Origin of the sequence: Sphingomonas sp., assembly GCF_042091075.1 — a bacterium.
Lineage (GTDB): Bacteria > Pseudomonadota > Alphaproteobacteria > Sphingomonadales > Sphingomonadaceae > Sphingomonas.
Genome location: NZ_JBELIE010000047.1, coordinates 1 through 20,672 on the forward strand (window position 1 = coordinate 1; position 20,672 = coordinate 20,672).

The window sequence follows — 20,672 nt, forward strand, 5'->3', positions numbered from 1 at the left end:
GCGAACTGTCGGTGATCCAGACCCCGCCGGTCGATCGCCTCGCGGTGCGCACCTATGTCATGCCATGGGACCCGGTGGTGCTGCGCGAAGCGCTGCTGCGCGAACATTATCGCGGCGGGCAAAGCTTCCTCGTCACCCCGCGCATCGCCGACCTGCCCGACATCGAGGATTATCTCAGTCGTGAAGTGCCCGAGGTGCGATACGTCGTCGCGCACGGTCAGATGAGCGCGACCGAGGTGGAAGAGCGCATGTCCGCTTTCTACGACAAGAAGTTCGAAGTGCTGGTCTCCACCACGATCATCGAAAGCGGGATCGATATCCCGTCCGCCAACACGATGATCATCAACCGCGCCGACCGCTTCGGTCTGGCGCAATTGTATCAGCTGCGCGGGCGCGTCGGGCGATCGAAGACGCGCGCCTATGCCTATATGGTCGCGCCACCCGAGCGGCAGATGACCGACGCTGCGGAAAAGCGGCTGAAGGTGCTGTCCGACCTCGATACGCTCGGCGCGGGGTTCCAGCTGGCCAGCCACGATCTCGACATTCGCGGCGCGGGCAATCTGCTCGGCGATGAACAATCGGGCCATATCAAGGAGGTCGGCTACGAGCTGTACCAATCGATGCTCGAAGAGGCGATCATGGAGGCGAAGGCGGGCGGCATCCGCGAGCGGCAGCGCGATTTCAGTCCGCAGATCAGTGTCGACGCGCCGATCCTGATCCCGGAGGAATATGTCCCCGATCTCGACCTGCGCATGGGCCTGTACCGCCGCCTCAACGAAGTGGACGAACCACACGGGCTGGAGGCGTTCGCCGCCGAGATGATCGACCGCTTCGGCCCGCTTCCGGAGGCGACCGACAATCTGGTCAAGGTGATGGAAATCAAGCTGAACGCGCGCAAGGCCTGTGTCGCGAAGCTCGACGTCGGCCCCAAGGGGGCATTGGTGACGTTCCACGACGATACGCCGCCTAACATCGCCGGGCTGCTCGCCTATGTCGACAAGCTGGGCGGGATCGCGAAGCTGCGGCCCGATTCGAAGCTGGCGCTGACGCGGTCCTGGGGCGACCCCAAGGCGCGGCTGCACGGCGCACTGCAATTGTCGAAGGGGCTGGCGAAGGCGGCGGGATGACGGCGCGCCGCCGGCCGACGGGCTCAGCTACTGTGGTCTGAAATGATCCGCCAGCCGGGCTTGCGCCGCTCGAACAACAGGGTGGTGACGCCGGTTTGCGGCGCCACGCCGCCCGGCGGCGTCAGCGTCCAGCGCGCAACGAACAGCATATGCACCGCGCTCAACCGGCGCCATGCCAGCGGCTGGAAGGACAATCGACCGCGCGTATTGCCGCCCGCCGCGAAGCTTTTGGCGTAACGCGCCGCGATCGCCTCGCGTCCGCCGGCGATCTCCTTCCCGGCGGCGTAGATCGCGTCGTCGGCATAGATCGCCATGAAGCGGGTCAGATCGCCGTCGTTCCAGCCCGTCGCGCTATCCGTCATCGCCGCCGATATCTGCGCCTGTGCATCGCCGGATGCGGTAGCGGCGGGCGCCGCGACCAATGCCATCCCGATCAGCGGCGCGATCAGCATCTCTCGTCTCCCTCCACCAGCGCGATCAACGCTTCATCATCGAGCGGCATCGCGCACAGGAACCCCTGATAGATGGTGCAGCCCCGCGCGGCGAGCAGCGCGCGCTGCGACGCGGTTTCGACCCCCTCCGCAATCGTTGCCAGGCCAAGCCCGGTCGCGATCGTGAAGATGCCGTCGATCACCGTGCGTTCGCGCGCGTCGCCATCGATCGCCTGGGTCAGCGTGCGATCGATCTTGAGATAATCAAGCGGCAGTCGCGAAAGATAGGCGAGACTCGAATATCCCGTGCCGAAATCGTCGAGCGCGACACGGCAACCCGCCGCGCGGAGCGTCGCCAGCGCCGCCGCCGCGCGGGGCAGATCGCCGATCACGCCGCTTTCAGTCACTTCGGCGGTGACGCGCTCGGGCGCCACCGCGGCAGCGGCGACGCGCGCGAGGAACGCTGCCGCGAAATCGTCACGCGCGATATCCGCCGCCGTGACGTTGAGCGCGATCCGCAACCGCCCGAGCGCCGCCGGCCAGCGCGCCGCGCGCACAAGCGCCAGCTGCTGCACATGCTCCGACAAGGCGACGCCCAGCCCGGCGCGCTCCGCCGCCGCGAGCAACGTTTCCGCTCCCAAAGCCCCACGCCGCGGATGGGCCCAGCGGGCGAGCGCCTCGACCCCCTCGACCCGTCCGTCGTCGATCGACACCTGCGGCTGGAACAGCACATCGATCTCACCCCGGTCGATGGCGCGGTGCAGGTCGGCGGCCAGCTCAGCCAGCAACGTGCCGTCGCCTCCCGCCGCGACATGCGTCGTCGCGCCGTCACTGGCCCGAGCGCGCGCCAGTGCCTCGACCGCGCGCTGCACCAGATGATCCTCGGTTTCATCGGCGTTCCGATGCGCGATGCCGATCCGCACACCGACCCGCCCCGACTCCCCGCCGATCGAGAAGGGCTCCTCCAGCGTGCGCTCGACCAGCGTCGCCGCCGCCCGCGCCGAATCTCCCGGCAGCAGGACCGAGAAGGTCGCGCCCGCACGGGCGATCCGCGCGCCGGTCGATTGCAGTGCCGCGTCGAGCCGGTCACTCATCATCTGCACCAGCCGATCCCCGGCGGAACGTCCGAAGGCGGCGTTGACGATCTCAAAGCTGGAGGGCGCGGCGACGATCGCGCTCAACGTCCCCTCCGGTGCCGTATCGGGCGTCGACGTAGGTGGGACGGTATCGCGGCGTCGTTCGCGCGGTGGTGGGTCGGGCGGGTCGCGCGTCATGATCGGCGGTGTGGTACGTCGCCGCGCGTCGCTCGGCAATCGGCTCTTGCCCCACCGTGAACAGATGCCTAGCTCTGGCGTTGTGCAGGGGATGACCGAAAACAGGACGGGTTCGCCCTTGATCGACGGCTTCGGCCGAACGATCCGCTATCTCCGGGTATCGGTGACCGACCGATGTGACCTGCGATGTCGCTATTGCATGGCCGAACATATGACGTTCCTGCCGCGCGCGAAGATCGCGACGCTGGAGGAATTGGCGATCATCACCGAGCGGTTCATCGCTCGCGGGGTGCGGAAAGTGCGTTTGTCCGGGGGCGAGCCATTGGTGCGGCGCGACGTGCTGCAACTGACCGAACGGCTCGGCCGACATGTCGGCCACGCGCTCGACGAACTGACGATGACGACGAACGGGACGCGGCTGCGCGATCATGCTGCCGCGCTCGCGGATGCCGGGATCCGTCGCCTGAACGTGAGCCTCGACACGCGCGATCCGGCGCTGTTCCGCCACATCACCCGCCACGGCGACGTGGCACAGGTGCTGGACGGCATCGTCGCCGCGCGGGAAGCGGGGTTGCAGGTGAAGATCAACATGGTCGCGCTCAAGGGCCTGAACGAGGACGAGATCGCGCCGATGCTGGCGTGGTGCGTCGCCGAGGGCCATGATCTGACGCTGATCGAAACGATGCCGCTGGGCGCGATCGACGAGGATCGCACCGATCGGTTCCTGCCCCTGACGCTCGTCAAGGAACGTCTCGAACAGCGGTTCGCGCTGACGCGCGACGCAGCGGGAACGGGCGGGCCGGCGCGTTACTGGCAGGTGAATGGCACGGCCACACGGCTCGGGCTGATTTCGCCGCTGACCGCCAATTTCTGCGATGGCTGCAACCGCGTGCGGCTGACCACGGAAGGGCGGTTATATACGTGCCTCGGCCATGACGATCAGCGCGATCTGCGCGCGGCGCTGCGCGACGGCGGAATCGACGCGCTCGACGCCGCGATCGAGGATGCGCTGCGCACCAAGCCGCGCCGCCACGATTTCCGTATCGAGCGAAACGCCGCGCCGGCGGTGGCGCGGCATATGAGCGTCACCGGCGGATGAGCAAATATCCACGGCGGGCACTTGTGGCTTCGCCGACGCCCCCGGCGCAGGCGGCGCGCGCCGAACTTGCCGATACCTGGGAGTGGTGCTCGCTCGAAGAGGCCGATCTGGTGATCGCGCTAGGCGGCGACGGCTTCATGCTACAGACGCTGCACACGCTGCTTGAGCGGCGCAAGCCGATCGTCCCGGTATTCGGGATGAACCTGGGCACGGTCGGGTTCCTGATGAACGAATGGCGTCGCCATGACCTCGACGGGCGGATCGAGCGGGCCAAAGCGTTTCAGGTGACGCCGTTGATCGCCACCGCGACCGGAGTGGACGGCCGGATGCATACCCTGCCGGCGATCAACGAGGTGTCGCTGCTCCGCGAGACCCGTCAGACCGCGAAGGTGGAGGTGAAGGTCAACGACCGTATCGTGCTCGACGAACTGTCGTGCGACGGAATCCTGGTCGCCACGCCGGCGGGATCGACCGCCTATAATCTGTCAGCGCACGGGCCGATCCTGCCGCTAGGCTCGGCGATGCTGGCGCTGACGCCGATCAGTGCGTTTCGCCCGCGCCGCTGGCGCGGAGCGATCCTGCCGGATCGGGCGCGGGTGTCGTTGCGCGTGCTGGACGCGGGCAAGCGGCCCGTCTCGGCGGTGGCCGATCAGCGGGAGATTCGCGATATCGCCGCTGTCGATATCGCAATGGACCGCGCCCGCGAGCTGACCTTGCTGTTCGATCCGGAGCATGCGCTCGACGATCGAATCACGATGGAACAGTTCATCGCCTGAAAGGCGGTCGTTCCCGCGCCAGCGCCCCGATCACCGTCTATCCCATCCAGCGCGCTGGCCCGGGAACGATGCTGTAGATCATGGAAGCGCGAACCTTCGAAGCGAAGCGACGGCGACGAACCCCGCGTGACTGGTGTCGTCAGGCGGCCTGTACGCCTTCGACGATCACCTGTCCGTCGGCGGTCAACAGCCCCTGGATACGAACCCGCTTTTCGACATGGTCGACGGGCACGCGGCGCAGTTGCAGCGGGTAGCGGCCGCCGCAGTCCCGGCGCAGCACGAAGCCCCCTGCCTCGCGCACCAGCTGCCCGGTTTCATCGATCGCCGTGCCGTCAATCACAATGAAGCACGCCCGTCATCGCGGGGGCGCGGCCTTGTCACGCGCGCGCTGATCCGTCAGCCGCGGCGTCCGTGACCAGCGTTGTACCAGCTGCCAGATCAGCCCGCCGCCGTGGAAATATTCCTGCGCCCAGGCGCGCGACAGGGCCCGACGACGCCGCCGCATCAGCATCACGACCGTCGCCGCGCAGGACAGAGCGAAGGCGACGCATGCCGCCACGATGGCGATGCCGGCGTGCTTGTCGATCCAGGCGGTGACCACGTTCCAATCGGTCATCGGCTACGTCTATCGAGAAGGGGGCGAGGCGCAAAGCCTTCAAAACGAAAGGAGGAACCGCTATCGGGGCGGGGCTTCACGCAGCGGTGGGCCCGGCACCCACTCAACAATACTGTCGACAGCGCAGAAAAGCGTCGATGTTCCGGTATTGTTCTTGTACGATACCCGCATGAATACCCCCATCTGTGATTCGGTAGGGTGGAAACGATGGCCCTGACCGCCGCCGAGGTGCGCAACGCGAAGCCCGGCCCGACGGCGTACAAGCTGACCGATGGCGGTGGCCTTTACCTGCATGTCACGACCACCGGCGCGCGCTCCTGGCGCCTGAAATACCGGTTCGGGGGCAAGGAAAAGCTGCTGACGTTCGGGCTTTATCCGGAGGTCAGTCTGGCCGATGCCCGCGACCGGCGCGACGAGGCACGGCGCCTGCTCCGCCAGGGCAAGGATCCGGTCGTCGAGCGCGCGCAGGCGAAACGCAAGGCGCAGAGCGAGGCGGCGCACACGTTCAAGGCGATTGCGCTCGAATGGCACGAAAGCGAGAAAGCGCGCTGGTCGCCACATCAGGCGAAGCTCGTGTTGCGAGCGCTCGAACGCGACATCTTTCCGAAGCTGGGTGGGATCCCGATCGCCGCCATCACGCCGCCGGACATCCTTGCTGCACTTCGCATCGTCGAGAAGCGCGGCGCGATCGAGACGGCCAAGCGCATCAGGGGATATGTCGCTGGCGTGTTCCGTCGCGCGAAGGCCGAACACCTGGTCACCAGCAATCCGGCGGCGGACATTGGCGATGCGCTCCGCCCCACACCGAAGGGGGCGAAACAGCCCGCGCTCACCGCCCTGCCCGACCTGATCGAACTGCAGCGGGCGGTCGATCGCTCGACATCGAGCCCGATGGTGAAGCTGGCGTCCCGCCTGCTTGCGCTCACCGTCGTGCGCGTCGGCGTGCTCCGCGCCGCAACCTGGGATGAATTCACCGGCATTGACTGGGACGACGATGGCACCCCCGCGCCCGATGCCATGTGGCAAATCGCTGCGGCGCGCATGAAGCTGGAAGTCGCGGAGAAGGGTGAGGCAGCGTATGATCACGACGTCCCCCTCACCGCTCAGGCGGTCGACGTCCTGCGCGCCACGCGGCGGCTGACCGGCCGCTGCCGGTTCGTGTTCCCGGGGCAGCGCACTACCAGTCAGCCGATGACCGACGCGGCCCTCTCCACGCTCTACAAGCGGCGCGGATACCAGAACCGGCACGTTCCCCACGGTTGGCGCGCGGCCTTTTCGACGATCATGAACGAGCGGGCGATGATGATGGAGCGCGATCTTGACCGCCTCGCGATCGATCTGATGCTGGCTCATGTCCCGAAGGGCATGAGCGCGAGCGAATTCGCTTATAATCGGGCACGGTACGCCGCACGCCGGCGCGAGTTGGCCGAGGCGTGGGCGGACATGATCACCGCCGGGCTCGAACCCCCGATGGCGCTCCTGCGCGATCACGCGCGATAGCCAATCGGGTCAGCGACGAATTCGCCGATGTCGCTCTCGTACCAGGCGACGCACTTCGGACCTAGCTTCACCTTGCGCGGGAAGGTGCCCTCGGCCTCGCGGCGATAGACGGTCGTGGTGGACAAGCCAGTCCGGCGCTTCACGTCGGCGATGCGAAGAAAGCTGTCGGTACGGCGGTCGACCTGCTGTGCGTTGGTGGTCACCGAATCAACCTCCCAAGTTGAGCGAGCGTAACGTTGCTCGCGTTGCTGGCCAGCCAGCGCCCGCACTGGCGCACATCGTCGCTGGGATCGCACTCTGTGGCCGTGACCAGCGCGTCGCCGACCAGTCGGGCGCGAACGGCCAGGATGGCGTCGGCGGCGGGCGCGTCGAACATTCGCACAATCGGGAAGCCGTCGCGTGACGCCAGCACATCCCGATAGCTCTTGGCCGTCGCGCTCATTTCCCGAACCCCTTGCGGGCGTTCGCCGCGGCCACCTTCACGCGCTCGACGTCACCCTCGCGCATCGCCTGCTCGTGCTTGGCCAGATCCTGCTCGGCCATGATGACATCGCCCATCACGGTCGCGGCCGACAGGCGCTCGATCAACTGATCGGCAAGCGCCTCACCGGGGTGCACATCCTCGTCATCGATATCCCCGTCATCATCATGCTGGTCGCCGTGATCCTCGTCGCGCCGCCCCTCCATGGCGGCGAAGGCTTCGCGGTCGAGCGCGCGCGCGGCGTCCTCGTCGATCTCGCCCGTCTCGGGATCCGCACCCTCTGCGCGGGCAACTTCCTCGCGGGTCGGTGGGAGCGGCGTCGGGGCGTCCGCATCGACAGCGCCGAGCAATGCCGTCGCCGACCGCGCCGCCAGATCATCGTCACGCGCCTCCACGTCCAGCAGATCGCCCGACATCGGCAGCGTCTTCGAATGCCGGCGCATCACCGTTTTGCGGGCCATCTCCGCGAACCAGTCGACCCACGGGCCCGACGGCTGGCGCGGCTTGCCATAGCGATCGACCGTCGCGCCGGTCTGGCTCTTCTCACGAACCTTGTTGATCTCGCTTCGACGCATGACCTCGAACGACTTCGTGCCGTCCTTCATCACCGCGACCGAATAGGCAGCAACGATCTGGTCGTCGGCGGTCTGCTCGTCCGTCAACTCCAGCATGGGGCGATGCCGGAGCATCGCTTCGGTGCCCGCCTCGTAGATGAATGCCCCTCCCTCGGCCTCGGCGCGGTAGACGACGTTCGTCTCGATCGCGCTGATCTCGCCCGATTGCAGGATCTTCTTCCGCAGGCCGAAGACCATCGGCATATACTGGACCAGCTTGACGCTCACCCACTCGCCGTCCTGCTTCTGACGGGTCGAGAAGATGACCAGTGCCGCCTCGCGCTTATCGGGCAGCAGGCCATCCTGCGCCGCCTTCATGCAGGCAAGCACCAGACTCTGGCGATCGGCCCTGAGCAATTCGGGGTCGCCCTGGACGGCGGTCATCACGGTGCGCTGGAACTTCTCCGGCGTGATGTGGGACGGCAAGACCATCTTGAATTCGTTGGCGCGCTGCTCGAGCTGGCCGCGGAACTTGACCATGGGGTTGTCGCTCTGGCGGGCGACGGCGGTGGTGTCGCGGGTCGCGATCGAGTTCGTGGCCATCAGAACAGGTCCTCGGGGTTGATGCCGGCGTCGGGCCGGGTGGTGGCGAGAGCGTCGGCGGGCTCGGGGTCGACCTTCCCGAGGATCGGCTTGCACTCGAATGGCGGCGCTTCGTCGCTGATCGAAACGACGTAGACCCGCTTCCATCCGTCGCTACGGGCGTCGGCGACCTTCACCTGATCGCCCTCGGCAAGCGGCTCGCCGTCCCAGACGTAGGTGTGGGTGCGGCTGTCGGCGATGCGGAACTTGACCGCGACATATTGGCGGCTGCTGATCATGCGATTGGTCCCATCGTTTGGCCGAGGTCGCTAATGCGATCGGAAAGGGTACCGTCGAGGCGGGTCAGCCAATCGTCCATGAAGCGCTGGTGCTGCGCGAAGACGCTCTCGAAGTACGAGGCGGCGCCGCTCATCGCGGAAGCGGCAGACTGCATCTGGCTGGCGGCGCGCGAGACTTCCTCCGCGCCGACTAGGGTGATGTACTGCGACATCAGCGGTTCGATGCCTTGATGTCCGACCAGATGCGGACGCCATCGATCTCGCGAACCCCGCCGCGCACCAGCGCCTTGACCGCGGTGTCGATAGCCTCGCGGACCTTGGCGTTGTTCGCGACCGCGATGAACGCAACCTCGTAATCGGTGACCTGGGCGAGCCACTCGCGCTTGCCGGAAACCGCCGCGCCATAGTCGCCGCGGATGACGGTGCGCTCGGGCTCGATCGGCGGCGGCGGATCGAACGTGACCGGCTCGACGGCGCGCTCCTCGCTCGCCTCGACAGCGCGAGCGCGCTCGGCCTCCTCGCGGCGCCGCGCCGCTTCCGCCTCGCGCTGGCGCCGAAGCTCCGCCTGACGGATCACCTCCTGTTCTTTCAGATAGGTGGACTGTTTCGCCTCGACGCCGCGCTTCGCGTCGTCCAGCTTGCCGGCGATCTCGTTCTTCGCGGCATCCACCGCGCGCCCGGCGGCCAGATACGGCGCCTTCGTCGTCGCGTGCGCCTCCTCAATTACCTTCACGGCAGCGCGGATCTGCTTCACCAGCTCGCCACAACGGCCGGCGGTGTCGTTGTCGATCGCGCTGGCCCGATCAGCGGCGCCAAGCAACGAGGCGACGCGGGCGCGGAAGCCCTCGCGGCTGTCGAGCGCGGCGTCGAAGGCGGCGCGCGCCTCGACGTCCATCGGCGGTTTGTTGTGCCCGATCGGCGCGGCGGCCATCGGTGGGGCCTTCGCGGGCCACGGCTTCACGTCGTCGAATGCGGTTGCCATTAGAAATGCTCCTCGGGCTTGAACGGGGTGAATGCGAATTCCTCGACTTCGGCGAACTTGGGATCGATCGGATCGGCGGCGCGCAGCGGCAGCGGCTCGCCGGCGACGCGCACCGTCGTGTCGGCGGTCGCTACGACCTCGATCGCGCCGCGGAGGGCGAGATCGACGATCTCGCGGGTCGCCGCCGGGGGCAGCGTCACCTTCACGGTGTTGTAATTCTGATCGCCGACCTGAAATGTGACGACGCCCTCGTAGGCGTCGCCGTAGCGCTCGGTCGCAAGCGTGATGTCCTTGACCTTCAACATGATGGCCTCCGGTTAGAAAAGGATGGGGGAAGAGAGGGGATCAGCGCGCCGCGTCGGATCGGCCTGCGGGCTCTCGGGCGCCTGCCGCTCGCCCCAGCGCTGTTGCTGGAAGAGGTAGGCGTATTCGCTGGCGCTGACCGGATCGCGGGCGCATTGCGGCCACACGCGATCGATCTCGATCATCTCGCCATTGGCCTGCGCCTGCCAACGCAGCGAGCGGTCCATTTCCTCGCCGGTGACGGGGTCAATCGGACGGCCATGCCAGATCCGAATGCCGACATAGACGCCGCCCGAGACGAGGCGCATGCGGTAGAAGCCGGCGACAGGCTGGTCGGGGTCGAATCCCTGCCCCACCTTGCTGGCACCTCGAACGGTGTAATCGACGAACTTACGCATCGAGCCGCTCCCGGACCGAGCGCAACACCTCGGCACGCGCCGAAGCGGTACGCTGGCGTCTCTCGCGACAGGCGGAGACGACATAGGCGACGCCCACACCTAGCCCGCCGGCGATGACAAAAATGGCGAGGCCAAGGGCGCAGCCAAACAGGATCGGCGCAATGCTTGCGGAGAGGACGTTCATGCCCGTCCCCCTTCCCGGTTCTGCATTGCGATCAGCGCGGCGCCCATCGCTTCGTCCGGATCACATGCGCAGTCGCTGACGTGACAGCCGCACAGAGCGCACGGCGGAAAGGCGGTCGGCCGGGTGGCGCGGACAGCGATGCGGGGCATCGACCATCTGTCTGCGTAGGCGATGGCGGCCTCGCGACCAGGAAGGATTGAGCTCATCGGAACCACCCCTTTCCGTACATGGCGCGCTCGATCTCCCGATCAGTGGCGTCCATGGGGTGAATGATCGGGCGCGGGCATGCCTCGCGCTTGCGGAACAGCCAGCGGATCACAGCGCGCGATCCCGAAAGCCGTGAAACTCAGCCGACCGGGCAATGCTAGCGATCGCGGGGGCGATGCCGTTCGGCCCGAGCATGCCGGTGTCGTTGTGACGTGCCAGCCACCGGACGCGATCGCGGTAGCGGGCGGCGAGATTGAGCGTGAAGGCGTTGTCGGTGGTCTGCTCAACCAGGTCGAGCGTCGCGATATGCTGCGCGGCGAGAACCGCCGCTGCGCTACCTACCGCCTGAAACTCAGAATGGCGCGGGGCCATGTCGATCTCCCATCACCGTCTCGCGACCGGCAACCGCGCCGGTGGTCTGGTGTGGGGACATAGGTAGCGCTACGTTACGTAGCGTGTCAACACGTTTCGTAGCGTTTAATCATCATAGATAGCGTCTGGAAAGAATCCGCTGTCGTCTGCCGGCTCTTCCTGCGCGCGTTGCGGCGGCAGGATCGGCACCTCACCATCGAACGCGATGCGGCACCATGCGGTGTTATGGACGACGCCCTGGAAGACGGCTGCGATCTCCCGCCCCTCACGGATCATGCCGCCGATCCACGACGCCCTCTCGGCGTTTACGTATCCGAGCTGGACACCGCGCACGCTGAAGACAGCGACAGCCCAACGATCGTGCCTGTTGTTCGGCTCGGGGCGCAATTCAACTGCCTCGCCGGGGGCGCACAATTCGGCTTCAAAGCGGCGGGTCGGGCCCTTCCTGTTGGCGTAGGGCAAGCCGACGACGGCGATGGACTGCTGACGCATCAGCGCACCAAAGATTGAAGCTTTTCCCCGAAGGTGACGAGCGTAGCTATGAGCGCAAGCATTCCGCCCGCGACCTTCACGAGATATTCTTTCGTCGGGAGGTGAGAAACCCGCTCCTTAACCACGCCCATGTCCACCTTGATAGTCGACACGTCGGCCTCAAGGCGCTGCACACGGCCGTCCAGGCTATCAAGTCGCTTTTCGACGCTGGTTTGCCATGGATCCATACCTCCAGAAGTAAGTCCCGGGGCATTCGGGGGCAAGGGTGGGATCGCGCCCCCACCAGCGCGCCGAATGAGCTCTTCGAGAAGGGCGCTGGTGTCAGTCATTCTCACCCTTGAACAGCTTGATGATGTCCTGCAGGGCCGCATCGTTTCGTTCGAATGCGGCCCATGCCCGTTCGAACTTTTCCTCGTCCGGAACAGCAACGCTTATCGCAATGCACGAGAGCGAGTGAAGCCGGGTTACTTCCAGTGCTGCGGCGAACTGTGCATGGGTCACAGGAAGGTCGCGATCGTGCGACATCAATGATTCCTGATGGCATGAGCGGCGATAAAGATAGCGCCAATGACCGCGATCGCGAGCCCCGCGTGGAAGATGAGCGCTTGTTCCTGCAACAGGCCCAGATTGAGCGTCCCGCCCCCGGTGCTTTCGATGCCGAGCACCTGGGCCGCGGCATCCTCGCGCGTCGTCGGCATCTTGAGCAGCGCGAAAGCCGAGAGCGCAAAGCCCGCGAGCATCGCAAGGGCACCGATGATCCTCATACTTCCCTCCCCACCCAGCAGACGCGGCTAAAGATGAACATTGCCAGCATCAGTGCCTCTTGATGGAGCCAACGACGCGCCCGTGAATCAGGATGTCCTTCCGGCTCACCTCCTGATCGGGGACGTCCGGGTTGTCGCTCATCACCAGCACCGTGTTAGTGCCGATCGCGCGCAAACGTTTTACGGCACCAAGGCCGAAAATCCAGCAGGCCCATACGCGGTCCTGTGCATTCAAATCGCGCTGGTTGATGTCGACCAACAACAAATCCCGGTCATGTAACGTCGGCTCCATGGATGTGCCGATGCCGTCGACAATACGAAGGCGATCGGGCGGTGTGATCGTCAGCCCTCGCAGAAAGCCGATGTCAAATTGGAACGCCTCTCCCTCGACATAACTATCGTCGAGATCAGTGCCCGGGCCCATTGAATACGAAAGGTCAAGACGAACTACGGGCGCTGTCTCGCCACCATCTGCCGTCTTGATGGAGGGTTGATCCAACGAGACGCGAGACGGAGCTGATGCTGTCGACACGACAACCTTCGGCGTGTCCCCGCCATCGAGCAGCCACTCGGCTGTGACCCCGAGCGCCTTGGCGAACCGCGGGGCCAACTTCGAGAACCCGTTCTGCCCATTCTCATAGGCCCGATAGGTGGTCGGGTTAACGTCGACAACCTTCGCGAATGCCGCCTTGTCGGCGAAGCCCGCCTTTTCGCGGGCCCATGCAAGCCGCTCGTGCGGGGAATCGGGCGCATTTTCCATGCGCAACACGTCGCACGTCGTAACGCTACAAATCATGTTGCTATGTAACGCTACGTTTGATAGCGGTGCTTCGCTATGAACCATGTCGCCATCATCAAGGCGCTCGGAGGCGCCGCATCCGTTGCCGCCGAGCTTCGTGCTCGCGGCCTCATCGTCGCCGACGTGACCGCAAGATCGTGGACGCTGGCCGACCGGTCGATCCCGTCGAAGTATTGGGCTCATTTAGTTGCCGTCGGTAGCGCGAAGGGCGTCGAGGTTAGCTTCGAGCAGCTGGCGCGTGCTGTTGCGGCTCGGCCGATAACGTCAGCCCAGCGCGCGCAGGCGGCCGCATGACCTGTCCGCCCTATTGCCCCAGCTGCGGATTCAATCTGCACGCCGACGAATTGCTGACCGACGGGCCGTTCAGCGTCGACCCGCGCGGCGAGGTGCTGTTCGAGGGACAGCCACTTCGCCTGGCAGGCTCTGCCGCGCGCATACTTCTCGCGTTGCTGCGCGCCGGTGGCCGCACCGTCACACCCGAAGCGCTTCTGTCGCGCGCGCGCGACGGGGAGAGCGCGAACCTGATCTCGGTACATGTCCATCGCATCCGCCGCGTGTTGCGCGCGGCCGGCGCGCCGTGCCCGATCCAAACCGTCCGCGGCCTCGGCTATCGCTGGCACCTCGACCTCCCCGTCGCGGAGGCGGCCGAATGAGCGGCGGCGTCACCTCGAGCACCACGGTGTCGAATGCCGAGACCGGCACCACAATCACGATCAGCGCAACGGTGATCATCGCCGATCCCGCGCCAAGCCGTGCCCGACTGTCGAGCGCGATCGAAGATCTGACGGCCGCGCTGCGCACGCAGGTCCAGCGCGCACGCCTGCGCGGCGATGTCGATACCCCTTCTCATGAGGAGCGTTGTGCATGACGCTGGTCCAGTCCGCCGCTAAATTCCCGCTGCTCGTTTCACGCGAACAAGCGAGGAACGCCATCGGCAACGCACTCCGGCTCTTCGTGGGTCGCGGACGCCGCTACTCGGTCAAGCAGCTGTCGAACGCTACCGGCGTGCCCGACTGGCAGATCAACACCGCTCTAATCGACGGCGGATCGCCGGATAACCGGCCGCTGCCACCCGAGGCGTTGCTCTCGATCACGACGTTTCTCGGCGCCGTCTTCACCAATGAATGGCTGCGCCATACCAATCAGGGCGCGTTCGACCTGCCCGATGGGGAAGAGCCCGACCCGATGAGCGTGGCGGCCGAGGCCGCGGAAGACACCGCGGAAGTGGTGCGTATGGCGGCGGATCAAGCGTGGGACGGCGCGGAGCGGCAGCGCCTGCCGGAGATCGGACGGCGAAAGATCGAGCGCGGCATGATGCTGGTCGCCGCGGGACGTGCGGCATGATCCCGTCTGTCGCCAGCTGGAGGCATTGATGGCGGATCGTGCCGATATGGCCGTCGACATCGAGGCCGAACATATCGCCGCGGGCATCCGTCGCGCGACAGCGCCGATCCCGATCGGCGCGCCGGGCGAATGCGACAATTGCGGCGAGGATATGCCGCGTCTCGTCGACGGCCTGTGCGCGCGTTGCCGGGACGGTCGGATTCCCATGCGTCCGGAGGCTATGCGCCGCGCCGCATCGCGCGAGCCGACGCTCCGCCCGTCCCTCGTGCCCATCTCGGTCAGCGCCCCGCCGGCGGCACGCGAGGCGCCGCGACGCCCTATGGTCGCGTTGCTCGATGGCATCGCGAACCTGCTGGCCGAGCATATCGAGCACGCCGAGCGGCTTGCCGCGGAACGCGATGCGGCGATCGAGCGCGCCGAAACCGCGGAGGCCACGCTCGCCAGTATCAAGGCGGCCCTTGGCCAATGAGCGGCGGCTCGGTCCAGCTGCGCAGCTGTCGCATCGCCCGCCGCGACGGCGCGACGATCGCGACCGCGTGCGTGCTGAGCGGGATCAGCCTGGCGGAGGCGCGCCTCATCGAAGCTGATGACGCGAAGCATCCCCCGCCTCTCGAAGCCTTCGAACCACTCATCCCCGCGCCCACTCAGGCGCCTCACCCGAAGGAAGACGACATGGCACGACCGAAGAAGCAGGAGCATGTGGAGGAGGTCCGCACCCCCGATTATCAACTCGCCGTCCGCATCTGGCGCAACGATATCAAGCCCGCGCTCGCGAAGTCGGGCGAATATGCGCAGGAGCAGTCGACCGCCTACAAGGCGATCAAGAAGAGCGCCAACATCCAGCCGCAGGCCGCGAAGCTGGCGTTCAAGCTGGACGGCATGGAGGAAAGCAAGCGCGACGACTTCCTGCGCTCGCTCAATGGTCTGTTGAAGGCGCTGAATATCTTCATGCCGCTCGACCTCGTCGACGCGGCGGAGGGCAAGGGCACGACCACCGATTCCGTCGTTCCGATGGGGCAGCGGCCGAAGCCGCAGTTGGCGACGGTGCCCAAGGGACCGGCTGGCGATCAGGATCTCGTCGACGCGGCGGACGATCTGCCGCACGCCGCGGAATAACGCTGTGCGCGTCCTCGCCCTCGACCTGTCCAAGCGATCCGCCGGCTGGGCCATGTGGGCCGTTGGCGAGGAGCGTCCCGCGTCCGGCGCATGGGAGCTCGGCAGCGAATATACGAGCCGCCCGGAGACGTTCGTTCGCCTGCATCAGCGCATGTCCGAGCAAACCGCGTTCGGGTTGCCGGATGCCGTGTTCTACGAAGAGCCGATCCAGGCGGTCCAGCTTCAAGGTCACACGAATATCGAGACCTTGAAGCTGGTCGCCGGCCTCGCCGCTCATGCGGAATCGTGGGCGGAGGCGATGGGTTGCCGGATCATCCGCGGCGTCAACCTCGCCACGTGGCGACGTCATTTCCTCGGCAAGATGCCGCGCGCGACGAAGACCGCCGAGTTGAAGGGCTATGCCGTGGAGCGGTGCCGACAGCTCGGTTTGCGGCCGCGCGTCCATGACGAGGCGGAGGCACTCGGCATTCTCGATTATGCGTGTGAAACGCTGTCCATCCTTCCGCCGTGGCGTGCCAACGAGGTGCTCCGCCCGCCGCTGGGGGCGGTCGCATGAGCGCGCCGACCCATTTCATCATCACGACCGGGCGCGTCCCCGGCGCGCGCCTTTCGGCTCCCGGTCACTGGGGAAATCTGCCGTTCCGCGACATCGCCACGGCGGAGGCCGAGGCACGGCGCCTGGGCGGCGCGAGCGCGATCATTCGGAGGATGGCATGTCCCTGAACGTCGTTCCCCTGCCAACCCAAGCGACCGCCGAGGCCGCATGGGATCGCTATGCGGCATTGGTAAAGGAAACGGCGGAAGATCCGTCGTTGCTCCTGAACCGGACGCACGTCGAGGCCACCATCCTCGCACACGAGATTTTTCGTCGAGCTTTCATCGCGCGGGGCGACCAATGAACAGGACCGCTCGCATTCACGACGATCCCATCGCTTATCCAGAGAACCTTCGGCCGGTGGAAGGCGAGATGATGATGCTCGCCATGCTGCTGAACGATAACTCGCGCGTGGACATCGTTGCCGATCTGCTGCGAAGCGATGACTTCTACGAGCCGCTGTTCGGCCGCCTTTATGGACGCATCGTCCAGCTTGTCAGCGCTGGGCAGCAGGCCAACCCCTTTACCGTCAACGCGCTCTTCGCCAACGACCCGGCTTATGCCGAAATGAACGCGCGCGAGATGTTGGTCGACTTGACCGGTACGGAAGCGCGCGCGTCATTGCTGATCCGCGCTGTCGATCAGGCGACCGTCATCGCGGAAGCAGCCGCGCGACGCCGACTTATCAGCGTGACACGCGAGCTGGAGCAGCGCGCCGCAGATGCGGACGTCAGTGTCCCGCAACTCGTCGACGAAACTGACGCTGCCTTGATCGCCGCCACAGAGCGCCGAGATCCGTCGCGTCTGTCCGACTTCAAGTCAGCTATCGGGCTCGCACTGACCCGGATTGAGCGCATCAAGGCGAACGAAGGCAAGGTGGGCGCGACGACGGGGATCGAGGAACTCGACGACCTGGTCGGCGGTTTCGAAGGCGGCCAGCTCGTTATTGTTGGCGGCCGGCCCGGCATGGGAAAAACGGGCTTCGCCTGTTCGGTGTCGAACGGTCTCGCCCGTAACGGCCATGGCGTTTTCTTCCAGTCGCTGGAAATGAAAACGGATGAGCTTTCCACCCGTATGCTATGTGATGTTGCCTGCCGCGCTCCGAGTGATTGGGTGCCTTTCAGCGCGATGGTTAGCGGCCGCACCACAGCGGCGCAGGATGAGACGCTCGCGGCGATCAGCCAGAGCGTATCGAGCTGGCCTGTCGAGATCGACGATCGCAGCGGCGTCAGCATTGCCCGGCTAGCGCTCTCCGCTCGCCGGGTGCGACGCAAAATGCTCGCCCGGAAGCAAACCCTGCGCATCATCATCGTCGATTATCTGCAGTTAATGGCCGGCGAGGACAAGCGCGCCTCAATCTACGAGACGGTCACCGCCATCTCCAAGGGCCTGAAGGAACTGGCCAAGGAATTGAACGTCACCGTCATTGCTTTGGCGCAGCTGAGCCGCGCCGTAGAGCAACGTGATGACAAGCGCCCCATGCTCTCCGACCTGAAAGACAGCGGACAGCTTGAGCAAGACGCCGATGCCGTCATTTTCCTCTATCGGGAGGAATATTACCTCAAGAAGGTCAAACCGAAGCCCGGCAACGAGGAGGCACACGAGCGCGCCCTCGAGGAGGCTCGTGGAAAGATCGTTGTCCACCTTGCCAAGCGCCGCAACGGTGCTGAGGGAAGCGTTACGCTTCGCTACCTCGCCCCTTATCAAGCGATCCGTGGATCGAACTGGGGGCGCCTGTGAGCGAGGCAGGCTACGTCCATATCCACCGTTCGCTGCTAGGCCACCCCGCCTTCCGCAATGACGGTGAGGCGATGGCCTTTGCCTGGATGGTCGTTCGCGCGGCCTGGCGACCCGTTCGCGTGCGATACAAGGGGCAGGCGATCGGGCTCGAACGGGGTCAGCTGGCGGTGTCGGTACGCGATCTCGCGGAGGTTCTGGACCGCCCAAAAGGCTGGGTTGAGCGGCTTTTGACACGTCTCAAATCCGAGACAATGGTGGAGACACGCAGCGGGACAGGCGTGACCATCATAACGATCTGTAATTACAATGATTTTCAGGCCGAACAGGACAGCGGCAGGACAGCGCGCGAGACGACTTGCGGGACAGACGCAGGACAGCGGCAGGACACAGAACAAAGAAGGGAAGAAGTTAAGAAGAAAGAAGTTAAGCAGGAGAGGTCCTTTCCAGAACCCGCGCGCGCGTCCGAACCGCCGCTGACCGTGCTCGAACAGCGATGCCGTTCGCTGGCAAGCACGATTGGCCTGACGCGCCCGCTCGCCGATGCCGATCGGCGGCAGCTTCGACAATGGCTTGATGACGGCCTCGACTTCGATCACCACGTGCTGATCCCGGCGCAATCCGTGACGGCGCGGGAGCATGCTCGCGGCCGAGCGATAAACGGGTTCCGCTATCTCGACCCCGCGATCCGCGAATACGCCGCGGAGTGGCACGCCGAGCGCAGCCGTTACCAGCAGGCGGCCAACGGCTGATGGCCTGGGCAGGCGTCCCCGCGAAGACCTATCGCCCCATGCCGGCCGACTTCCCGGAGGCGTTCGCGCGTGTCGGATGGGAGGGGATCGAGGACGAGATGCGGGCCCACAAGGACACCATCAAGCGATGGATGATCGACCACGGGGAGGAGCAGTTGCAGCAGGCTCGACGAGCGTATCTCGAGGCGAAATATGCCGCGCAGGGAAAGCGGGTCGGTGGGATTCGTCCGGGTCGCAAACTGGGCAAACGGGCCCGGTACGTGATGGGCCGAACGCTCAAGCCGAAGAAAATGCCGAAACAGCCAAGGTTCTGGGACATGGGATTGATCGAAGCCGAGCGCGCCGAGCCGCTGACCGCCCGTGCCCGTATGTTGGCGGGCGCCGCTTCGATCGTGGCGGATGAACCAACCTTGCCGGGGGTGGAGTGATGGGTGTGCTGCCAAACGACAGGCATGAAATCTTCGCGCAGGGCCGGTCTCGCGGGATGACGATCGACGCGGCCTATCAGGCGGCGGGATTCCGGGCGAACGCGAGCAATGCATCACGTCTGAACCGAAATGAACAGATCCAGTCAAGGATCGCCGAATTGCAGGCGCAGGCGGCAGAGGTGGCGAAGATCGATGCCGCATGGGTACTGGCAAAAGCTGCAGTCCTGCACGAAAAAGCCATGGACGCCGGAGCATTCAGCGCCGCGAAGGGTGCGCTCGACCTGATCGGCAAGCATGTCGAGGTGCAGGCGTTCCGTGAGCAGGTTCAGCACAGCGGCATGGTCGAATATCGAAACCTTTCCGACGACGAGATCGACGCGCGCATCGCTGCGCTGATGGCCAATGCTGAACGTCCAACCGCCCATTGATCGTCGTGAACTGCTGGCGCTGCTGGAGGAGCGCGCCCGCCGCGAAGAGCGGCGCGCGCTTGAGAGTGAGCGCCAGCGCCGCATCGAAAATGCGGAGAGCATCCGCCAGCGATGCCGGTCGCTGACCGGTTTCGTGCGCGAGGCTTGGCATGTGCTGGAGCCCGCCAACGCCTACGTGCACGGCTGGCACGTCGAGGCGATCTGCGACCACCTGGAGGCGATCACCTCGGGCCAGATCAACCGGCTGCTTATCAACGTGCCGCCGGGCACCATGAAGTCGCTCCTGTCGGGCGTGTTCTGGCCGGCGTGGGAGTGGGGACCGATGGGCCGCCCCGCCACCCGCATCATCGGCTCGAGCTATTCCGAGGACTATGCCAAGCGCGACAACCGCCGCATGCGCGACCTCGTCACGTCGGAATGGTATCAGTCGCTGTGGCCGACCGAGCTGGTGCGCGCGGGTGAGATGGCGTTCAGCAACACCGCGACCGGCTTCCGTCAGGGCATCCCGTTCTCTCGCCTGACCGGCGGCCGCGGCGATCGCGTCATCATCGACGATCCACACAGCGTCGACGGCGCGGAGAGCGAAGCGGAGCGCGGCGCGACCGTTCGCACCTTCCGCGAATCGGTCCCGACACGCCTGAACGATCCCGCGCGATCCGCCATCGTAGTCATCATGCAGCGGCTGCACGAGCAAGACGTCAGCGGCACGATCCTGTCGCTGAAGCTCGGCTACGAGCATCTGATGCTGCCGATGGAATTCGAGCCGGAGCGGCGGTGCGTCACGTCGATCGGCTTCGAGGATCCCCGCGCCTACGACGGCGAGTTGCTGTTCCCGGAGCGTTTCCCCCGCGAGGTAGTCGAGCGCGACAAGGTGCCGATGGGTGCATATGCCGTCGCCGGTCAGTTCCAGCAGCGTCCCGCGCCGCGATCGGGCGGCATGTTCCAGCGCGGCGACTTCGAGATCGTCGACGCCCTCCCCGCCGCCAGCCACGACTCCGCGGGATGGCTTACCCTGCTGTTTGCTGCTTTGAT

General features: G+C 65.8%; 35 protein-coding genes and 1 pseudogene. 17 read left to right on the top strand and 19 right to left on the bottom strand.

Features of this window, described 5'->3' with window-relative positions:
* Positions 1 to 1,127 (top strand): TRCF domain-containing protein (locus ACFDSW_RS06655; protein ID WP_375249496.1); only part of this gene is annotated, 1,127 nt, incomplete at its 5' end.
* 23 nt (positions 1,128 to 1,150) lie between these two features.
* Here the strand turns inward: ACFDSW_RS06655 and ACFDSW_RS06660 are convergent.
* Positions 1,151 to 1,579, bottom strand: a complete 429-nt coding sequence (locus ACFDSW_RS06660) for a YybH family protein (protein WP_375249497.1) — start codon at positions 1,577 to 1,579, stop codon at positions 1,151 to 1,153.
* On the bottom strand, positions 1,573 to 2,832 hold the full coding sequence (locus tag ACFDSW_RS06665; RefSeq protein WP_375249498.1) for an EAL domain-containing protein: 1,260 nt from the start codon (positions 2,830 to 2,832) through the stop codon (positions 1,573 to 1,575). The genes ACFDSW_RS06660 and ACFDSW_RS06665 overlap by 7 nt, the downstream gene beginning before the upstream one ends.
* Positions 2,833 to 2,923: 91 nt before the next feature.
* Between ACFDSW_RS06665 and moaA the strand changes: the two genes are divergently transcribed.
* Together moaA and ACFDSW_RS06675 are read left to right on the top strand one after the other, a co-directional pair.
* A complete protein-coding gene (gene moaA / locus ACFDSW_RS06670; protein ID WP_375249499.1) occupies positions 2,924 to 3,931 on the top strand; it encodes a GTP 3',8-cyclase MoaA in 1,008 nt (335 codons plus the stop codon).
* Entirely contained in the window at positions 3,928 to 4,707 is a 780-nt protein-coding gene (locus ACFDSW_RS06675; RefSeq protein WP_375249500.1) for an NAD kinase, read from the top strand. Before moaA ends, ACFDSW_RS06675 begins: the two co-directional genes overlap by 4 nt.
* A gap of 139 nt (positions 4,708 to 4,846) precedes the next feature.
* Here the strand turns inward: ACFDSW_RS06675 and ACFDSW_RS06680 are convergent, their stop codons facing one another.
* Entirely contained in the window at positions 4,847 to 5,047 is a 201-nt protein-coding gene (locus tag ACFDSW_RS06680) for a DUF5818 domain-containing protein (RefSeq protein ID WP_375249501.1), read from the bottom strand.
* A 15-nt stretch (positions 5,048 to 5,062) separates the two neighbouring features.
* Positions 5,063 to 5,323, bottom strand: a complete 261-nt coding sequence (locus ACFDSW_RS06685) for a hypothetical protein (RefSeq protein ID WP_375249502.1) — start codon at positions 5,321 to 5,323, stop codon at positions 5,063 to 5,065.
* A 207-nt stretch (positions 5,324 to 5,530) separates the two neighbouring features.
* On the opposite strand from ACFDSW_RS06685, the gene ACFDSW_RS06690 reads away from it, so the two are divergent.
* Positions 5,531 to 6,823, top strand: a complete 1,293-nt coding sequence (locus ACFDSW_RS06690; RefSeq protein ID WP_375249503.1) for a tyrosine-type recombinase/integrase — start codon at positions 5,531 to 5,533, stop codon at positions 6,821 to 6,823.
* Here the strand turns inward: ACFDSW_RS06690 and ACFDSW_RS06695 are convergent.
* From ACFDSW_RS06695 to ACFDSW_RS06765, 15 genes are all read right to left on the bottom strand, one after another.
* Positions 6,811 to 7,026: a helix-turn-helix transcriptional regulator gene (locus tag ACFDSW_RS06695; RefSeq protein ID WP_375249504.1), complete on the bottom strand. Its 216-nt coding sequence runs from the start codon at positions 7,024 to 7,026 to the stop codon at positions 6,811 to 6,813. The two genes, ACFDSW_RS06690 and ACFDSW_RS06695, sit on opposite strands and share 13 nt — an antisense overlap.
* Complete coding sequence (locus ACFDSW_RS06700) at positions 7,023 to 7,265, bottom strand: hypothetical protein (protein ID WP_375249505.1); 243 nt, start codon at positions 7,263 to 7,265, stop codon at positions 7,023 to 7,025. The genes ACFDSW_RS06695 and ACFDSW_RS06700 overlap by 4 nt, the downstream gene beginning before the upstream one ends.
* A complete protein-coding gene (locus ACFDSW_RS06705) occupies positions 7,262 to 8,557 on the bottom strand; it encodes a recombinase RecT (RefSeq protein ID WP_375249506.1) in 1,296 nt (431 codons plus the stop codon). The genes ACFDSW_RS06700 and ACFDSW_RS06705 overlap by 4 nt, the downstream gene beginning before the upstream one ends.
* Positions 8,461 to 8,739, bottom strand: coding sequence for a hypothetical protein (locus ACFDSW_RS06710; protein WP_375249507.1), 279 nt, complete (start codon positions 8,737 to 8,739; stop codon positions 8,461 to 8,463). The genes ACFDSW_RS06705 and ACFDSW_RS06710 overlap by 97 nt, the downstream gene beginning before the upstream one ends.
* Positions 8,736 to 8,951, bottom strand: a complete 216-nt coding sequence (locus ACFDSW_RS06715) for a hypothetical protein (RefSeq protein ID WP_375249508.1) — start codon at positions 8,949 to 8,951, stop codon at positions 8,736 to 8,738. The genes ACFDSW_RS06710 and ACFDSW_RS06715 overlap by 4 nt, the downstream gene beginning before the upstream one ends.
* A complete protein-coding gene (locus ACFDSW_RS06720) occupies positions 8,951 to 9,721 on the bottom strand; it encodes a hypothetical protein (RefSeq protein WP_375249509.1) in 771 nt (256 codons plus the stop codon). Before ACFDSW_RS06720 ends, ACFDSW_RS06715 begins: the two co-directional genes overlap by 1 nt.
* The gene (locus tag ACFDSW_RS06725; protein WP_375249510.1) at positions 9,721 to 10,026 is read right to left on the bottom strand and encodes a hypothetical protein; all 306 of its coding nucleotides are present in this window, start codon (positions 10,024 to 10,026) and stop codon (positions 9,721 to 9,723) included. The genes ACFDSW_RS06720 and ACFDSW_RS06725 overlap by 1 nt, the downstream gene beginning before the upstream one ends.
* A 12-nt stretch (positions 10,027 to 10,038) precedes the next feature.
* On the bottom strand, positions 10,039 to 10,422 hold the full coding sequence (locus ACFDSW_RS06730; RefSeq protein ID WP_375249511.1) for a hypothetical protein: 384 nt from the start codon (positions 10,420 to 10,422) through the stop codon (positions 10,039 to 10,041).
* On the bottom strand, positions 10,415 to 10,606 hold the full coding sequence (locus tag ACFDSW_RS06735; RefSeq protein ID WP_375249512.1) for a hypothetical protein: 192 nt from the start codon (positions 10,604 to 10,606) through the stop codon (positions 10,415 to 10,417). The genes ACFDSW_RS06730 and ACFDSW_RS06735 overlap by 8 nt, the downstream gene beginning before the upstream one ends.
* A 315-nt stretch (positions 10,607 to 10,921) precedes the next feature.
* The gene (locus tag ACFDSW_RS06740; protein WP_375249513.1) at positions 10,922 to 11,185 is read right to left on the bottom strand and encodes a hypothetical protein; all 264 of its coding nucleotides are present in this window, start codon (positions 11,183 to 11,185) and stop codon (positions 10,922 to 10,924) included.
* Between the two features lie 105 nt (positions 11,186 to 11,290).
* The gene (locus tag ACFDSW_RS06745) at positions 11,291 to 11,677 is read right to left on the bottom strand and encodes an HIRAN domain-containing protein (RefSeq protein WP_375249514.1); all 387 of its coding nucleotides are present in this window, start codon (positions 11,675 to 11,677) and stop codon (positions 11,291 to 11,293) included.
* The gene (locus ACFDSW_RS06750; protein ID WP_375249515.1) at positions 11,677 to 12,006 is read right to left on the bottom strand and encodes a hypothetical protein; all 330 of its coding nucleotides are present in this window, start codon (positions 12,004 to 12,006) and stop codon (positions 11,677 to 11,679) included. The genes ACFDSW_RS06745 and ACFDSW_RS06750 overlap by 1 nt, the downstream gene beginning before the upstream one ends.
* Positions 11,999 to 12,202, bottom strand: coding sequence for a hypothetical protein (locus tag ACFDSW_RS06755; protein ID WP_375249516.1), 204 nt, complete (start codon positions 12,200 to 12,202; stop codon positions 11,999 to 12,001). The genes ACFDSW_RS06750 and ACFDSW_RS06755 overlap by 8 nt, the downstream gene beginning before the upstream one ends.
* Positions 12,202 to 12,417 carry a hypothetical protein gene (locus tag ACFDSW_RS06760; protein WP_375249517.1) on the bottom strand — a complete coding sequence of 72 codons (216 nt, stop codon included), beginning with the start codon at positions 12,415 to 12,417 and terminating at the stop codon, positions 12,202 to 12,204. Before ACFDSW_RS06760 ends, ACFDSW_RS06755 begins: the two co-directional genes overlap by 1 nt.
* Before the next feature lie 73 nt (positions 12,418 to 12,490).
* Positions 12,491 to 13,201 carry an XRE family transcriptional regulator gene (locus ACFDSW_RS06765; RefSeq protein WP_375249518.1) on the bottom strand — a complete coding sequence of 237 codons (711 nt, stop codon included), beginning with the start codon at positions 13,199 to 13,201 and terminating at the stop codon, positions 12,491 to 12,493.
* Positions 13,202 to 13,276: 75 nt separating this feature from the next.
* On the opposite strand from ACFDSW_RS06765, the gene ACFDSW_RS06770 reads away from it, so the two are divergent.
* The 13 genes and pseudogenes from ACFDSW_RS06770 to ACFDSW_RS06830 all read left to right on the top strand — a co-directional run.
* Entirely contained in the window at positions 13,277 to 13,534 is a 258-nt protein-coding gene (locus ACFDSW_RS06770) for a hypothetical protein (protein ID WP_375249519.1), read from the top strand.
* A complete protein-coding gene (locus ACFDSW_RS06775) occupies positions 13,531 to 13,893 on the top strand; it encodes a winged helix-turn-helix domain-containing protein (RefSeq protein ID WP_375249520.1) in 363 nt (120 codons plus the stop codon). Before ACFDSW_RS06770 ends, ACFDSW_RS06775 begins: the two co-directional genes overlap by 4 nt.
* Positions 13,890 to 14,108 carry a hypothetical protein gene (locus ACFDSW_RS06780; protein ID WP_375249521.1) on the top strand — a complete coding sequence of 73 codons (219 nt, stop codon included), beginning with the start codon at positions 13,890 to 13,892 and terminating at the stop codon, positions 14,106 to 14,108. The genes ACFDSW_RS06775 and ACFDSW_RS06780 overlap by 4 nt, the downstream gene beginning before the upstream one ends.
* Positions 14,105 to 14,584, top strand: a complete 480-nt coding sequence (locus ACFDSW_RS06785; protein ID WP_375249522.1) for a hypothetical protein — start codon at positions 14,105 to 14,107, stop codon at positions 14,582 to 14,584. Before ACFDSW_RS06780 ends, ACFDSW_RS06785 begins: the two co-directional genes overlap by 4 nt.
* A gap of 46 nt (positions 14,585 to 14,630) precedes the next feature.
* Complete coding sequence (locus ACFDSW_RS06790) at positions 14,631 to 15,053, top strand: hypothetical protein (RefSeq protein WP_375249523.1); 423 nt, start codon at positions 14,631 to 14,633, stop codon at positions 15,051 to 15,053.
* Positions 15,050 to 15,700, top strand: a complete 651-nt coding sequence (locus ACFDSW_RS06795; RefSeq protein WP_375249524.1) for a hypothetical protein — start codon at positions 15,050 to 15,052, stop codon at positions 15,698 to 15,700. Before ACFDSW_RS06790 ends, ACFDSW_RS06795 begins: the two co-directional genes overlap by 4 nt.
* Positions 15,701 to 15,704: 4 nt before the next feature.
* The gene (locus tag ACFDSW_RS06800; protein ID WP_375249525.1) at positions 15,705 to 16,256 is read left to right on the top strand and encodes a hypothetical protein; all 552 of its coding nucleotides are present in this window, start codon (positions 15,705 to 15,707) and stop codon (positions 16,254 to 16,256) included.
* Between the two features lie 157 nt (positions 16,257 to 16,413).
* The gene (locus tag ACFDSW_RS06805) at positions 16,414 to 16,599 is read left to right on the top strand and encodes a hypothetical protein (RefSeq protein ID WP_375249526.1); all 186 of its coding nucleotides are present in this window, start codon (positions 16,414 to 16,416) and stop codon (positions 16,597 to 16,599) included.
* On the top strand, positions 16,596 to 18,035 hold the full coding sequence (locus ACFDSW_RS06810) for a replicative DNA helicase (RefSeq protein ID WP_375249527.1): 1,440 nt from the start codon (positions 16,596 to 16,598) through the stop codon (positions 18,033 to 18,035). The genes ACFDSW_RS06805 and ACFDSW_RS06810 overlap by 4 nt, the downstream gene beginning before the upstream one ends.
* Positions 18,032 to 18,784, top strand: coding sequence for a hypothetical protein (locus ACFDSW_RS06815; protein WP_375249528.1), 753 nt, complete (start codon positions 18,032 to 18,034; stop codon positions 18,782 to 18,784). Before ACFDSW_RS06810 ends, ACFDSW_RS06815 begins: the two co-directional genes overlap by 4 nt.
* A gap of 38 nt (positions 18,785 to 18,822) precedes the next feature.
* Positions 18,823 to 19,212 carry a hypothetical protein gene (locus ACFDSW_RS06820; RefSeq protein ID WP_375249529.1) on the top strand — a complete coding sequence of 130 codons (390 nt, stop codon included), beginning with the start codon at positions 18,823 to 18,825 and terminating at the stop codon, positions 19,210 to 19,212.
* A complete protein-coding gene (locus ACFDSW_RS06825) occupies positions 19,212 to 19,640 on the top strand; it encodes a hypothetical protein (RefSeq protein ID WP_375249530.1) in 429 nt (142 codons plus the stop codon). The genes ACFDSW_RS06820 and ACFDSW_RS06825 overlap by 1 nt, the downstream gene beginning before the upstream one ends.
* Positions 19,615 to 20,672, top strand: a pseudogene (locus tag ACFDSW_RS06830) (hypothetical protein); the annotation flags it as partial. The gene ACFDSW_RS06825 and the pseudogene ACFDSW_RS06830, both read left to right, overlap by 26 nt.

Excerpts from the sequence above, each read along its gene's own strand:
- ACFDSW_RS06660 (WP_375249497.1), bottom strand. The coding sequence starts at position 1,579 with ATGCTGATCGCGCCGCTGATCGGGATGGCATTGGTCGCGGCGCCCGCC.
- ACFDSW_RS06665 (WP_375249498.1), bottom strand. The coding sequence starts at position 2,832 with ATGACGCGCGACCCGCCCGACCCACCACCGCGCGAACGACGCCGCGAT.
- moaA (WP_375249499.1), top strand. The coding sequence starts at position 2,924 with ATGACCGAAAACAGGACGGGTTCGCCCTTGATCGACGGCTTCGGCCGA.
- ACFDSW_RS06675 (WP_375249500.1), top strand. The coding sequence starts at position 3,928 with ATGAGCAAATATCCACGGCGGGCACTTGTGGCTTCGCCGACGCCCCCG.
- ACFDSW_RS06685 (WP_375249502.1), bottom strand. The coding sequence starts at position 5,323 with ATGACCGATTGGAACGTGGTCACCGCCTGGATCGACAAGCACGCCGGC.
- ACFDSW_RS06690 (WP_375249503.1), top strand. The coding sequence starts at position 5,531 with ATGGCCCTGACCGCCGCCGAGGTGCGCAACGCGAAGCCCGGCCCGACG.
- ACFDSW_RS06700 (WP_375249505.1), bottom strand. The coding sequence starts at position 7,265 with ATGAGCGCGACGGCCAAGAGCTATCGGGATGTGCTGGCGTCACGCGAC.
- ACFDSW_RS06710 (WP_375249507.1), bottom strand. The coding sequence starts at position 8,739 with ATGATCAGCAGCCGCCAATATGTCGCGGTCAAGTTCCGCATCGCCGAC.
- ACFDSW_RS06715 (WP_375249508.1), bottom strand. The coding sequence starts at position 8,951 with ATGTCGCAGTACATCACCCTAGTCGGCGCGGAGGAAGTCTCGCGCGCC.
- ACFDSW_RS06720 (WP_375249509.1), bottom strand. The coding sequence starts at position 9,721 with ATGGCAACCGCATTCGACGACGTGAAGCCGTGGCCCGCGAAGGCCCCA.
- ACFDSW_RS06725 (WP_375249510.1), bottom strand. The coding sequence starts at position 10,026 with ATGTTGAAGGTCAAGGACATCACGCTTGCGACCGAGCGCTACGGCGAC.
- ACFDSW_RS06730 (WP_375249511.1), bottom strand. The coding sequence starts at position 10,422 with ATGCGTAAGTTCGTCGATTACACCGTTCGAGGTGCCAGCAAGGTGGGG.
- ACFDSW_RS06735 (WP_375249512.1), bottom strand. The coding sequence starts at position 10,606 with ATGAACGTCCTCTCCGCAAGCATTGCGCCGATCCTGTTTGGCTGCGCC.
- ACFDSW_RS06740 (WP_375249513.1), bottom strand. The coding sequence starts at position 11,185 with ATGGCCCCGCGCCATTCTGAGTTTCAGGCGGTAGGTAGCGCAGCGGCG.
- ACFDSW_RS06745 (WP_375249514.1), bottom strand. The coding sequence starts at position 11,677 with ATGCGTCAGCAGTCCATCGCCGTCGTCGGCTTGCCCTACGCCAACAGG.
- ACFDSW_RS06750 (WP_375249515.1), bottom strand. The coding sequence starts at position 12,006 with ATGACTGACACCAGCGCCCTTCTCGAAGAGCTCATTCGGCGCGCTGGT.
- ACFDSW_RS06755 (WP_375249516.1), bottom strand. The coding sequence starts at position 12,202 with ATGTCGCACGATCGCGACCTTCCTGTGACCCATGCACAGTTCGCCGCA.
- ACFDSW_RS06760 (WP_375249517.1), bottom strand. The coding sequence starts at position 12,417 with ATGCTCGCGGGCTTTGCGCTCTCGGCTTTCGCGCTGCTCAAGATGCCG.
- ACFDSW_RS06765 (WP_375249518.1), bottom strand. The coding sequence starts at position 13,201 with ATGGAAAATGCGCCCGATTCCCCGCACGAGCGGCTTGCATGGGCCCGC.
- ACFDSW_RS06770 (WP_375249519.1), top strand. The coding sequence starts at position 13,277 with ATGAACCATGTCGCCATCATCAAGGCGCTCGGAGGCGCCGCATCCGTT.
- ACFDSW_RS06775 (WP_375249520.1), top strand. The coding sequence starts at position 13,531 with ATGACCTGTCCGCCCTATTGCCCCAGCTGCGGATTCAATCTGCACGCC.
- ACFDSW_RS06780 (WP_375249521.1), top strand. The coding sequence starts at position 13,890 with ATGAGCGGCGGCGTCACCTCGAGCACCACGGTGTCGAATGCCGAGACC.
- ACFDSW_RS06785 (WP_375249522.1), top strand. The coding sequence starts at position 14,105 with ATGACGCTGGTCCAGTCCGCCGCTAAATTCCCGCTGCTCGTTTCACGC.
- ACFDSW_RS06790 (WP_375249523.1), top strand. The coding sequence starts at position 14,631 with ATGGCCGTCGACATCGAGGCCGAACATATCGCCGCGGGCATCCGTCGC.
- ACFDSW_RS06795 (WP_375249524.1), top strand. The coding sequence starts at position 15,050 with ATGAGCGGCGGCTCGGTCCAGCTGCGCAGCTGTCGCATCGCCCGCCGC.
- ACFDSW_RS06805 (WP_375249526.1), top strand. The coding sequence starts at position 16,414 with ATGTCCCTGAACGTCGTTCCCCTGCCAACCCAAGCGACCGCCGAGGCC.
- ACFDSW_RS06810 (WP_375249527.1), top strand. The coding sequence starts at position 16,596 with ATGAACAGGACCGCTCGCATTCACGACGATCCCATCGCTTATCCAGAG.
- ACFDSW_RS06820 (WP_375249529.1), top strand. The coding sequence starts at position 18,823 with ATGCCGGCCGACTTCCCGGAGGCGTTCGCGCGTGTCGGATGGGAGGGG.
- ACFDSW_RS06825 (WP_375249530.1), top strand. The coding sequence starts at position 19,212 with ATGGGTGTGCTGCCAAACGACAGGCATGAAATCTTCGCGCAGGGCCGG.